This window comes from Pseudoalteromonas sp. NFXS39, from assembly GCF_040148775.1.
GTDB classification, from domain to species: Bacteria; Pseudomonadota; Gammaproteobacteria; order Enterobacterales; family Alteromonadaceae; genus Pseudoalteromonas; species Pseudoalteromonas apostichopi.
Window position 1 is genome coordinate 532,867 of record NZ_JAGDEC010000003.1, and the last position, 13,575, is coordinate 546,441.

A 13,575-nucleotide genomic window follows, 5' to 3' on the forward strand; every position below is an offset into this window, starting at 1 on the left:
TCTAATCCCGTTTGTGTGAACACCATTATTTGCTAATTTTTTAGCGCTGCATAGCGCAAATTGAACTATCTAATAATTTATCTTATTTGATTGCTTAGGCGCCTAAAATGTAACCATTATTTACTTTTTGTGTAAAAGTAGGCTTCTTTCATTATAAATGTGATTTTCTGTCCATAATTATGATTAATTAAGTGCTTTTCTACATCATTTTCTACACTTTTTAACCTTAACGTAAGTAACTGTAAGTGAAGGTAATCGTTTGTAAAATATAGAATTTTATTGCTTTAGTTGAGTCAAAGTAGATTATTACAAACAATAAGGAATAAACTCCATGAAAAGTACTCTGCTTAAAACAATTGTTGTCACAAGTTTGCTTTCGGTGCTGGCTGCCTGTTCTAGTGACGACAGCAGCAATAGCAACAGCGGCTATGTGCAACTGTACAATGGCTCTTATAATAGCCCCTATACACGTTTATTTGTTGATGACACTGAACGTTCGGGCGCAGATTTTGGTGATGTATCAACCCGCCATAATTACAGCTCGGGTGAGTATGAGCTAAGTTTTAAGTATGTTGATGTCAACGATAGCTATATCACTATTGATGAAGAAGCCATTAAAATTAAAGACGATCAAACCCAGTTGCTAGTAATGAATGGTGATTTTGCTGAGCCAACGTTTACTGAGCTCAGTGTGCCATCTTCAAGCGAAGAGGATGAGTTTAATGTTGGCTTTTTTAATATCGTCGGCGAAGACAAGATTTACGATGTTTACATTGCCACTGATGACGGTTTATTTGATACCGCAGAGTTACTGATGACTTCGCAGTACCTGGTAGAGCCAGAACTATCTACGCTTGAGGAAGGTTATTACACTATTTATGTCACTGCCAGTGGTAGCACTGATGTGATTTTTGAATCACCAAAATTGTACTTTAATGATGAAGCAACTTACATGGCGATGATCCGCCCAAGTTATGCAACAGAAGAAGACGGCATTACCCTTGATGTAGTGACGGCAAGTAGCTCGGTGACTCAACTAAACCACCAAGACGCACAAGGCCAGTTGCGATTTATTAATACTATTGATGATTACACACAAACCCAATTTAAAGTAACAAGAGGAACAACGTCTACCAATACCGAAGTTGTAAGCAACGATAATTACTCTGAATACATGAGTATGTCACCAAATAGTTATAGCGTAGCCATGTTAGATGAGGCTGGCGACAAGATTGTTGATAACTTCTTAATGACATTAGAGCGTGAGCAAAGTGCGGTTGGTCTATTCTACAATGACAAAGATTACGGCCCTCGTATGATGACCATTGAAGAAAACCTAACACCTAGCAGCTATAGCCACACAGTTACTGTGGTTAATTTAATTGATAACTATGTAGGGCAACAGATTGATGAAGTCGATGTGTATTTCACTCTCAATGGTGAAACCGTTGATGATACTAGTAATGTCGTTGAAGGTTTAGATCAATACGACCAAAAAGAGCAGGTGGTTGATAACGAAGTTTATACAACCTATGTGGTGTTTGAAGATAACGGCCAACAGATTGTGCTATTACAACAGAGCGATATGGATTTTACTGAAGAAGGTAACTATATCTTGGTGATTGAACACGATGAAACTACTTATTCAGGTTATAAAATGACCTTAGAGCGTACGGTGACTGAACAGTCTTAACCGGCTTGAACGCAATATCGTTGTTTCTTTACTCTTGCTAAGTGTTTATTATATAAACAATTAAGGTTTTTGCTTTTTTGTTTAAAGCGTACACATGGAGTGAGTATGGACGACGGTATTGCGTTACTAATATTACTAGCATTAGTTGTTGTAGGTGGCTCAATTGCTGGCATTATTGCCTTTTTTCAACTGTCTAGTTTGAAGCGAGAAGTGGCTGCTCTTCGAATAAAACTTAACGCGCCATATATTCATAATTCACAAGCAAATACTGTAAATTCGTTTGATAGTTTAAACGAAGATCTGACCGACACTTCAAAACTAGAACCAAAGCCTGAAGCCATTAATAAGCCAAGTGAGGCAATGGCTAAAAAGCCACAGCAAACGAAACCCAAGCCTGCAACTTTTAATCCGCTAGTTAGCCAACTCGTTACACAAATTAAAGCCAATTGGCTAACTTGGGTAGGAGCGGTTGCTCTTGCCTTTGGTGGTATCTTTTTGGCCCGCTATTCACTTGAAGCCGGTTTATTATCCGAAACCATGCGACTCATACTTGGCGCTATTTTTGGTTTGAGCTTAATTGTCGCGGCTGAGGTTTTACATCGTAAAGGTATTATCTTTGATGGGTTTAGCAACTATATTCCCGCGGCGCTGGCAAGTGGCGGCTTTATTAGTTGTTTTGCATTGACCTTACTAGCCTACAGCCATTATGGCTTACTACAAGCCTTACCAGCATTTAGCATTTTAACCTTGGTCTCTTTGGCTGCAAGCTGGATGGCATTACGTTTTGGCCCCGTGCTGGCTGTAATTGGTATTATTGGCGCTTACAGTGTGCCTGTATGGGTAGATACTGGGAGTAATGACTTTGTTGCACTCCTTACTTATGTTGCTTTTGTCAGTGTATCAGCTTCGCTAGTCGCACATTACGTAAAACGGCATTGGTTGTGGTATCTGTTATGGGCGGGGCATTTAGGCTGGTATTGCTTGGTTGCAATGAGTGCCGCGAAAAACCTGCACTGGTTTATTAATCTTTATGCGCTGTTTAGCATTGTATTGTTAATTGCGATTCCACGCTTAGGGCTGACTATTAAACAAGTTGAATACCGCCCACACCGCTTTAAAACGCTACTGAAACAACTGCCCGATAACCTTCTGTTATTAGCTGTTGTCATGCCACTTTATCTTTTACTCATAAGCAGTAACCAGCTACTAACCTGGCAGCTTAGTATGTTGTCGTTAGTGGCTTTACTGTTGTTTTTGGTATTAAAAAACAGTGTATGGGATCACTGGCTGATAATAGCTGTAGTGAGTGTGGTGTGCTTGCTTACAGGGCAATACAATGCAGTAGATTATTCTGAGCAGCTTTTTGTTTTTAGAAAAAATTATGGAGCAGGGCTATTTTTTATTGCTTTGTTTGCTGGTTATGGGTTTTTGTTTGGTCGAAAATACCCTAAACGCTTAGGTTTTGCTTTACTCGCTTCACTTTCAGGCTTTGTGATTATTAGTTGCTTATATGTCATTACTCCCGATCATGCCTTGATGACGGCGTATCCGGTTTGGTGCTTTGTATTATTGGCACTATCTGCTTGGCTATTTAAGTTATCAATCAATAGTACAAATCCAATGCAGGTATTTAGTTACTGGCTTGGTGGTAATGCCAACATTAGTTTAGCGTTAACCATGCTATTAGAGGGTAGCAGCTTAACCTTAGCGCTTGCTGCGCAAGTGTTGTTAGTCAGTTTTTATGTCAATAAACATAAACTCAGTATTCCTACTTGGCCCCTTAAAGGCTTAGTTGGCGCTTTACTTGTTAGGTTAAGCTTTGCTCCTTGGTCAGCTGACTACAGTGATGCGCTGTTGCTCGGGATGCATTGGAGTTTAGTTGTGTACCCTGTATGTGCAGGCTTATTTTACATGGCAGCAAGGCACTGGCAGCAGCAAACTGTTCGCGTTTGGCTAGAAGGTGCCATGCTTCATTGTATCGCTTTATTTATTACCACAGAGACGAGCTATCAGTTGGTAGGGCACTATCCTGACTTTGCGGATTTGTCTGTGTATGAATATATTTTGCTGACTTGTAACTGGGGAATATTGGGATGTGTCTACCTAATGCGTTCACGATTTACTGAGCAATTAGGTAAACTTTATGAAGTTGCAGGTTTTGCTTTATTAACATTGAGTGGCTTGCTCGTACTGAAAAGCTTTACCGCTGTAAATCCGTTTTTTGAGCCGATAAATATAGGCAGTTGGCCGATTGTTAACTGGTTACTCTTACTCTGGTTAGTTCCTGCTAGTATTGCAATTTGGGCAAGCCAACTGACAAAATCTCAGCGCTATTTGCATAAGCTGTTTACAGTATTTTCAGGTGTGTTGAGTGTGTTATACATCAATGCGGAAATTCGCCACAACTGGCAAGGAGAATTTATAAATCTTGCTTTGCCGACCTCAGATGCAGAGCTTTACAGTTATTCTTTAGCTTGGCTTATCATCGGTGCTTTGGTAGTCGTGGTAGGGCAGTTAAAAACCATTACGGTATTACAAAAGTTCGGCCTAGGGATATTGGCGCTGGTGGTATTAAAAGTGTTCTTGGTTGATATGGCAAACTTAACCGGGTTACTGCGTGCTATTTCGTTTATCGGATTAGGCTTATCGCTAGTTGCACTTAGTTGGTTGTTCCAAAAATTTAAGGCAAAGCCCTCAGCTTTGCCTTAAATCGATGTTGTTAAAAACTTTGGTTAAGCACTGTGGTTAAGCAGTGCCTTTAGTTTAGCGGGCTTAACAGGCTTACTAAGGTAATGAATTTGCTCTTTTTTGGTTTGCTGCTTTAGCGCTTCATCACGTACTGCTGTGATTAAAATTGCCGGTACTGGGCTTTGCCAGATTTCTCTTAGAGTTTTAATAAGCGTAATACCATCGCAATCATGGCCAAGCTGATAATCCATTAAAATCACATCTGGCGCACGGTGCTCTTTGGCATAGGCCATCACGGTCTCAACTTGATCAAATAGTTGATAATTTGCCTGCCATTTTTGTAATAGGCTTGCCATAGCATTAAGGTTTTCCGGGTCATCATCAACCGCAATAATGTTCATTGCGCTGCGATTCTCAACACCTTTCTTAGGAGTATCTTTTTGTTGGATAAATTGGCTTTCACCATAAGGCACTTCAATACTAAAGCGGCTACCTTTTCCTGGTGTTGAGCTTACATCTAAACGTAAAGAGAGTAAGTCAGCCATTCGTTTTACTACCCCTAAGCCAAGACCAACTCCTTTGTTATCACCGGCTTCAATACGATAAAAGTCATTGAAGATTTTTGCTTGCTCTACCTCACTAATACCAGGACCTGTATCCCATACTTCAATGCGTAAATGATGTTTACGTTTGCGACAAGCAATTAAAACTCGACCACTCTCGGTGTATTTAACTGCATTTGAAACCAAGTTTTGAATAATTCGGCGTAGGTAAGTGATATCACTGTGAACGATAATCCCCTGTGAACGTATTGTCAGTTTTAAACCTTTTTCGCTCGACATAATAGCGTATTCATTTTTCAGCGGGGCAAGTATGTCATCAATACTAAAGTGACGCGGGGTAGGGGTCATTGCCCCTTGCTCTAGCTTAGCGATTTCTAAAAGTGCCGACATTAAATGCACTGTCGAATCTAAACTAGCACCAAGCTTTTCAAAGTTGTTTAGGTTGTTACTCGAAAGGGTTTTATCATCTATAGCCGCAAGGTACAGGCGCGCCGCATTCAGCGGTTGTAAAATATCGTGGCTAGCTAAGGCCAGAAAGCGCGTTTTACTATCATTGGCTTGCTCTGCCTCTTTTTTAGCTAAAGTAAGTGCTTGCTCAGTTTGTACCCGGCTATCGATTTGTGCTTGTAAATCTTTATTGATAGTACGAATTTCTTGAGTACGCGCTTCAATGCGGTTTTCAAGATCCATGTTTACTTCTTCAAGTGCATTTTGCGTTTCGATATGCGTGGTAATATCAGAGAAACTTGTCACAAAGCCGCCATCTGGTAGTGGGTTACCAATCATTTCGAACACTTGGCCATTACGGCGGTGGCGAATAAAGTGATGGGGTGTACCGTTTTTAAGATGCTGCACGCGCTTTTCTACATGGCGCTCAACTTCACCGGGGCCACATTCACCGCGCTCGGCATTGTATCTAAGTACATCTTCAATAGGTTGGCCTACTTCGAGAAAGTCATCTGGGTAGGCAAACATCTCTGCGTAGCGTTTATTCCATGCCACCAAATTCAGTTCTTTATCAACAACCGAAATACCATGACTGAGGTTTTCAAGAGAGGTAAATAGTAAGTTTTGGTTAAATTGCAGAGCTTGCGTGGTTTCATCAAAAAAGTTAACGACTTCTTCAAAGGCCATGCGTTTACCAGAAGCAACCGTGTGGATCAGCGCTTGTGCTGAAGATGCACCAAGCACACCGGTTAAGGCACGTTCACAATAAGCAATAAACTCAGGCTCTGGGTGTGCGTTGTTATCATCTAAGTTATGGGATAACGCAAAGTGAGCCAATACTTGTTGTGAGCGCTGCACACCTAAGAAGGTTTGTAGCAGCACTTTAAAGTCATAAACAGTGGCTTTAACGTTTTTATTTAAGCGTCTTGCGAATACTGCTTGCTCTTTAGGATTAACAAAAGCAGCTGCTTGAATTTTATCAATTAAACGTTCATCCGCTCCGAGCGAAAAACTAATGTAACAACCTATATTTGCAAATAAAGCGATTAGGGTGCCACGAGTAATAAGTGTTTGTTGCAGCTCTGCGTTTAGGCTATTACCCGCATCTAAAATAGGCAGCATTAAGAACAAGACCCAACAAATGAAGCCTGCTAATAATCCGGCATAAACTCCATAAGCATGACCTTTTCGCCAATATAAGCCACCAACAATGGCTGGGAGTAATTGTGATACCAAAGAAAAGGCGACTAAACCCATACTAGCGAGTGCTTTACCATGGCCAAACCATTGCTGGTAGAAATACGACAAAATCAAAATACCAGCAATTGTGAAGCGTCTTACTAAGAGAATTTGTGACTTATAGCTGCTGGTGATGAGGTTACGTTTAAACTTACGACGCAGCATTAACGGCAACACCACATCATTTGAGATCATGGTGCTGAGTGTGAGTGTGGCTACTACAATCATCGCCGTCGCCGCAGATAGACCACCAATAAATACAAAGGTCGTTAAAAAAGCGTTCTCGTGCATTAGCGGCAGTGCTAACACAAAGCTATCAGGTGAAAAACCACTGCCAATGCCTGGGTGTATAGCTGCAGTGGCAATAGGAAAAATCATTGCTGCTGTAAGCAACAAATAAAGTGGGAATGCCCACCGGGCAGTATAAAGGTGGCGTTTATCTTGGTTATCGACCACCGTAACGTGGAATTGCCTTGGTAAACAGATAATCGCTGCTGCCGCCATTAGTGATTGGCCAATAAAGTTAAAACTAAAAAAGTCGAAGTTCTGCCAGTGCTGCCAAATAGAGCCCGTTAGCTGCTCGGTTTGCACCGTACTTAAATTAAATAATGTGTATAAGGCAAGCCCAGCAACGGCCACTAAAGCCAGTAGTTTAATCATAGATTCAAAGGCAACAGCAAGCATCAGCCCTGAGCGATATTCGGTTACATCCACCTTACGAGTACCAAAGAATATCGCAAACATTGCCATGATGAGTGTTGCTGAAAGTGCCAGCATAGAGCCGGAGATACGATTGTCGTTTTGTAACAGCAAGAAGCTGCTGCTAAGTGCTTTTAATTGGAGTGCGATATACGGAATCGTCGCTAATAAAGCGATAATCGTCACCATAATGGCGGTGGTTTGCCGCTTACCATAGCGAGCTGAAATAAAGTCGGCGATGGTGGTGATATTTTGCTTTTTACTTACTAGTACTAATTTGCGTAAAAATCCTTGGCCGAAGAAAAATAACAGCGCAGGGCCAATTAATATAGGTAAGTAATTCCAACTGCTGGTGGCTGCTGTTCCGACCGAACCGTAATAAGTCCAAGATGTACAGTAAATTCCTAATGAAAAAGAATAAACAAATGGGTGGTGACTAATTCTTTTTGCAAGAGGAGTGGTTTTGTCTCCCCAATTTGCCAACCAAAACAACACGCCAATATAGGCGAGTGCAACAAATAAAAGCGCAGCTGTCATGTTTAAATTCAGTAATTATTGTAATAACACTACCTTACCAGAATTATGAGCGATTTCGATGGCAAGATTTTTTGCAATAATTATTAATAAAATACAAGTTATTGATATTTAATAAATAGTGTTGTTTTTTGTGTTGTTATTAGACTAATGTCGCAGATCATTCGTTTTTACTATTTTCGCTATTTCGTAAATTTATCTTTGTAGGTTAAGTCATTGTTAAATATCGTTTTTTACTGTTTGTTAACAAATGGTGTTCTGCAGTTTACGTAAACGTAAACTAGCTGTTACGACTATGGTCTCAATTCCATAAATCAGAACCCTTGCTAACTTAGTTAATGACAACTAATACCACTCATTACTTTTTTGTAATGCATAAGGGGATAAAAAATGGCTTTTAAAGATGAAGAACAAGCAAAAGCTTATTGGGCGGAAAACCTCGCACTGCTATTTAAATTATTAGCAATTTGGTTTGTCGTGTCATTTGGCTTCGGCATTTTACTGGTAGACGTACTTAACGAGGTACGTTTCTTTGGGTTTAAACTCGGCTTCTGGTTCTCCCAGCAAGGCGCTATTTACACCTTTGTTGCTTTGATTTTTGTTTACGTTTTCAAAATGAATACGTTAGATAAAAAATACGGCGTAGACGAATAGGAGCTAAGCAATGGATGTTCAAACACTCACGTTTATTATCGTCGGTTTAAGCTTCGCGCTTTATATCGGCATCGCAATCTGGGCTCGTGCTGGGTCAACAAATGAATTCTATGTTGCAGGGGGTGGTGTACCGCCGCTGGCAAATGGTATGGCAACCGCTGCTGACTGGATGAGTGCGGCATCGTTTATCTCAATGGCGGGTATTATCTCGTTTGCGGGTTATGACGGTGGTGTATATCTAATGGGTTGGACAGGTGGTTATGTACTACTTGCACTTTGTTTAGCTCCTTACCTACGTAAGTTTGGTAAGTTCACGGTACCAGATTTCATTGGTGACCGTTACTACTCACAAGCTGCACGTGTTGTTGCAATTTTATGTGCCATCTTTATTTGTTTCACATACATCGCAGGTCAAATGCGTGGTGTAGGTGTGGTTTTCTCTCGCTTCTTAGAAGTAGATATTGAGACCGGTGTTTACATTGGTATGGTGATTGTATTCTTCTACGCTGTATTAGGCGGTATGAAGGGGATTACTTACACGCAAGTAGCTCAGTACTGTGTATTAGTATTTGCTTACCTTGTTCCAGCAATCTTCATTTCAATGATGATGACAGGTCACTTCTTCCCACAAACAGGTTTTGGTGCAACGCTTAGCGATGGCTCAGGACAGTTTGTACTCGATAAACTAGATGGACTCAGTACCGAGCTTGGCTTTGCGCAATACACTGAAGGCTCGAAGAGCATGATTGATGTATTCGCAATCACAGGCGCGCTAATGGTGGGTACTGCAGGTTTACCGCACGTAATCGTTCGTTTCTTCACTGTTCCTCGTGTTAAAGACACGCGTATCTCAGCTGCATGGACACTTGTTTTCATTGCAATCGTTTATACAACAGCACCTGCTGTAGCGTCATTCGCTCGTGTAAACATGATTGATACAATTAACGGTAAAGACGGTAGCGGTACAGAGTACGCAGAAGCACCAGCATGGGTTAAAAATTGGGAAAGAACAGGCTTAATCACCTTTAACGATAAAAATGGTGACGGCAAAATGTTCTACTCAGCAGGTAAGATTGAGGATCCAAACAGCGCAAACGAAGTTAAAGTTGACCGCGACATCATGGTACTTGCAAACCCTGAGATTGCAGACTTACCAGCATGGGTGATTGCATTAGTAGCAGCAGGCGGTATCGCAGCAGCGCTATCAACAACCGCAGGCTTACTATTGGTAATCTCGACCTCGGTATCACACGATTTATTAAAACGTACCTTAAAACCAGATATTAGCGACAAACAAGAACTACTTGCTGCGCGCCTAGCAGCGATGATAGCGATTGTTATTTCAGCTTACTTTGGTATTAACCCGCCAGGGTTCGTGGCCTCGGTTGTTGCCTTTGCCTTCGGCTTAGCAGCGGCGAGCTTCTTCCCTGCAATCATTATGGGTATCTTCTCTAAGAAGATGAATAAAGAAGGTGCGATTGCGGGTATGGTGACAGGTATTACATTCACAGCGGCTTATATTATCTACTTCAAGTTCGTAAGCCCTGAATTGAATGCACCGGCACACTGGTTATTTGGTATCTCACCTGAGGGTATCGGTCTAGTTGGTATGATTGTTAACTTTGTAGTTGCAGGTATCGTACTTAAACTAACAGCTGAAACACCGGTTGAAATCCAAGAAATGGTCGAAGGTATCCGTAACCCTAAAGGTTCGAGCGCAGCACACGCGCACTAATAAAACCATTTTATGAGAACACACTCTTGAAGTTCAAAAGCCCGACTTAAGTCGGGCTTTTTATTTATTTCAAACAGGGGTAGTGTAGATATTGTCTCTATTCTATAGCGAGAATGACCATGAATACCGAGCAACAGGAAGTCGCCCAATTTGTGATGCAACAAACGCCATTTAATCAGCTTGATAGCGCTGCATGCGAGTACTTTGTTAACCATCTCGATATTATTTATCTGACCCGAGAAAATCAAAACCAGTGGTTAAGTTCAGATAACTTAAGATTATTTTTAATTCGTTCTGGCGATTACGATTTAGTTGACCCAAAAGGAGATGTGATCACTAAGTTATCGAGTGGCGATTACTTTGGTTTTCCTTCACTGTTAACTGGCGAAGCGATTCAAAATAGCATTTCAGTGCAAAAGGAAGGCATTGTTTACATGTTAAACCAAGCGGCATTTGATTATTTACGCCGTGAGTACAAGGTATTTGAGCAGTACTTTGTTCGCGCCCATAAAAACCGTTTATTGTCGTCCCATTATAAGAGTCAAAACGAAAGTTGGTCCGAGAAAAAAATCTGCGAATTGATGAATCGTAAGGCCGTTACCTTGGCGCCAGATGCAAGTATTCGTCAAACTGCTAAAAAAATGAAACAACAGGGGGTTTCGTCGATTATGTTAACTGAACATGATCGCCTCGTTGGGGTTGTCACCGACAGAGACTTACGTAACCGCGTATTGGCAGATGAGGTTGACCCACAAGAGCCTGTTAGCAGTATCATGACTTGTAAGCCCAAGTTTATTTTTGAAAATAATCGCGTGTTTTCTGCTTTACACTTAATGCTTAAACACAATATTCACCATCTACCAGTGCTTGATGAATATCACAAACCACTTGGTATGCTCACCAGTACCGATTTGCTGCGGCAGCAAAAAAGCGACCCAGTGCAATTGATTGGGCGAATTTATAAAGCACATAGTGTGGTTGATTTAAAACGTTATTCGCAAGAGATACCCGGTTTATTAAAAGGCTTTTCGAACAATATTGATGACATCTCCTTAATTGGTAAGTTATTAAGTGGCTTAACCGATGCGCTGACTTCGCGCTTGATTCGTTTGTTTCAAGAAGATAATGGTGCTGCACCAACCAGCTTTAGCTTTATCTGTTTTGGCTCTCAAGCACGAGAAGAGCAGACACTCCATTCAGACCAAGATAATGGTCTGTTGCTACCAGATGATTTAACTGAAGAGCAACAAGCGTACTTTAAACGCATGGGCGAATATGTTTGTGAGCATTTAATCGAATGCGGTATAAAGCGTTGTCCTGGCAATATTATGGCGAGCAACTCTGAGTGTCGAATGGGAATAAGCGCGTGGAGCAATAAATTTTATAAGTGGATCACCTCACCGACTCCAGAGGCGATGCTTAATTGTAAGATATTTTTTGACTTACGTTTTATTGAAGGCTCAACTACTTTGTATGAGCGCTTTTGTGAGCAGTTAAAGCGCATTTCTAAAAATGACTTATTCTATGCGGCCATGGCGAGCGACATTAAAAATACCCCTGTGCCTATTGGTTTGTTTAATCAATTTAAATTAGAGAAAGACGAAAAGCAGCATAAGTATCTCGACTTAAAAAAACGCGGTGTGGTGATAATCAACGACATAGTACGTTTATATTCTCTCAAAGCAGGTATTCAGCGCGCTAATACCCAAGAGCGTATTGATGCATTAATGAAATTTTCACTACTTAATAAAGATGACCTTTATAACTTAAAAGATTGTTGGCGCTTTTTAACTCAGTTGCGTTTAGGTACACAAATTAACGAAGAGGGGTTGCCTAGCAACTGCATTAACCCAAATGCTTTGAATTCATTGGAACGACATCAATTAAAAGAAGCATTTTATTTGGTTAAACAGGCGCAGCAAGCCGCCGCATTTAAGTTTGCTCGCGGTAGTTTATAGGAGGCGTTATGGTTAAACGCTGGTTAAGTCGGTATTTAGCGCGCAAGCAACTTTTGGCAGCCGATGCTTATAAAGAGCGCTATGTAGTGATAGACATGGAATTAACAGGCCTTGACCCTCGCCAGCACGAAATTGTCTCGGTGGCGTGGGTGATGATAGAAGATCAGTGCATTAAGCTCAGCGGCGCAAAGCATTTAATAAATAAAGATGTGCAAAGTTTAGAGCAAAGCCCGATTTATCACGGTATTGCAAAACAAGACATAGATACAGGCGAAAGCTTAGCAATGATCCTTGGCAAGCTGCATGAGCATTTTGACGAGTGTATTTTAGTGTTTCATAACGCGGCGCTAGACTGGGGATTTTTAAAACAGGCATGCAGAACGCTTGGCTTAGATGCTAAAGCGCGTTTAATTCTTGATACCTTTGTTATAGAAAAAAAGCGCCTGCACCAGCAAGGGCACGAAATAGGCCACGATGATTTAACTCTTAGTGAATGCCGCAAGCGATACAGCTTACCGCATTATAGTTCGCACCACGCCCTCACTGATGCCATGGCAACGGCCGAGTTATTCTTAGCCCAGTGTCATCAAATTAGTCGTGGTAAGGCATTGAAAGTAGGGGAGCTAGTGTGAATCAGTTAGAATTAAAAATTCCTCCTGTCGCGCTGCTGCTGATCATTGCGTTGATGATGTGGGGCATAGCAGACTTGTTTATGAGTTTTAGCTTCTCGTTTTTCGCATCATCTTTTGTAGCACTACTCATTGCATTTTTAGGTGTGGTGTTTGCTTTATTAGGTGTTTATCAATTTCGCATGCAAGGCACGACCGTTGATCCTCGAATTCCAGAACAGTCAGCGAGTCTTGTTACAAGTGGTGTTTATCAGTTTAGCCGTAACCCAATGTATGTTGGTATGTTATTAATGCTAGTTGGTTGGGGAATTTATCTTGGCAATATTGCGAGTTTTTTAATGCTGCCGGTATTTATTCTCTATATGAATCGATTTCAAATTATGCCAGAAGAAACGTTTATGGCAGAGAAGTTTGGATTAGCTTACCAGCAATACATAAAATCTGTTCGTCGTTGGCTATAAAGGAAAAAAGTAAGAGAATGAGGTCGCTGAAGCAGTTTGACTTATCTTGACCTCTTATAAAAACTTCAAAGGTCGATTACCAAAACTGCGCCATCTAAAACATGCTAAGCAACTTTTATTTCACCTGACCTCATATAAAAATGTCTAAGGTCGATTACCAAAACTGCGCCATCTAAAACATGCTAAGCAACTTTTATTTCACCTGACCTCTTATAAAAATGTCTAAGGTCGATTACCAAAACTGCGCCATCTAAAACATGCTAAGCAACTTTTAT

At 41.0% G+C, this 13,575-nt stretch carries 8 protein-coding genes; 7 read left to right on the plus strand and 1 reads right to left on the minus strand.

Going from position 1 to position 13,575, the window contains the following annotated elements:
• Positions 1 to 331: 331 nt before the first annotated feature.
• Both J3455_RS08590 and J3455_RS08595 read left to right on the plus strand, forming a co-directional pair.
• Complete coding sequence (locus J3455_RS08590; RefSeq protein WP_167658566.1) at positions 332 to 1,693, plus strand: hypothetical protein; 1,362 nt, start codon at positions 332 to 334, stop codon at positions 1,691 to 1,693.
• A gap of 105 nt (positions 1,694 to 1,798) precedes the next feature.
• Positions 1,799 to 4,402, plus strand: a complete 2,604-nt coding sequence (locus tag J3455_RS08595; protein WP_349561533.1) for a DUF2339 domain-containing protein — start codon at positions 1,799 to 1,801, stop codon at positions 4,400 to 4,402.
• A gap of 23 nt (positions 4,403 to 4,425) precedes the next feature.
• On the opposite strand, the gene J3455_RS08600 is transcribed toward J3455_RS08595, so the two are convergent.
• Positions 4,426 to 7,866, minus strand: a complete 3,441-nt coding sequence (locus J3455_RS08600; RefSeq protein WP_130050714.1) for a PAS domain-containing hybrid sensor histidine kinase/response regulator — start codon at positions 7,864 to 7,866, stop codon at positions 4,426 to 4,428.
• Between the two features lie 387 nt (positions 7,867 to 8,253).
• Here J3455_RS08600 and J3455_RS08605 point away from each other — a divergent pair, with 387 nt between their 5' ends.
• The 5 genes from J3455_RS08605 (at position 8,254) to J3455_RS08625 (ending at position 13,300) form a co-directional block, all read left to right on the plus strand.
• Positions 8,254 to 8,517: a DUF4212 domain-containing protein gene (locus J3455_RS08605; protein ID WP_130050715.1), complete on the plus strand. Its 264-nt coding sequence runs from the start codon at positions 8,254 to 8,256 to the stop codon at positions 8,515 to 8,517.
• Between the two features lie 10 nt (positions 8,518 to 8,527).
• On the plus strand, positions 8,528 to 10,252 hold the full coding sequence (locus J3455_RS08610; protein WP_130050716.1) for a sodium:solute symporter family protein: 1,725 nt from the start codon (positions 8,528 to 8,530) through the stop codon (positions 10,250 to 10,252).
• A 119-nt stretch (positions 10,253 to 10,371) separates the two neighbouring features.
• Positions 10,372 to 12,210: a DUF294 nucleotidyltransferase-like domain-containing protein gene (locus J3455_RS08615; protein WP_167658570.1), complete on the plus strand. Its 1,839-nt coding sequence runs from the start codon at positions 10,372 to 10,374 to the stop codon at positions 12,208 to 12,210.
• A gap of 8 nt (positions 12,211 to 12,218) precedes the next feature.
• The gene (locus J3455_RS08620; RefSeq protein ID WP_130050718.1) at positions 12,219 to 12,842 is read left to right on the plus strand and encodes a 3'-5' exonuclease; all 624 of its coding nucleotides are present in this window, start codon (positions 12,219 to 12,221) and stop codon (positions 12,840 to 12,842) included.
• Positions 12,839 to 13,300 (plus strand): methyltransferase family protein, encoded by a 462-nt coding sequence (locus tag J3455_RS08625; RefSeq protein WP_239976523.1) that lies wholly within the window; start codon positions 12,839 to 12,841, stop codon positions 13,298 to 13,300. Before J3455_RS08620 ends, J3455_RS08625 begins: the two co-directional genes overlap by 4 nt.
• The last annotated feature ends 275 nt before the right edge of the window (positions 13,301 to 13,575 follow it).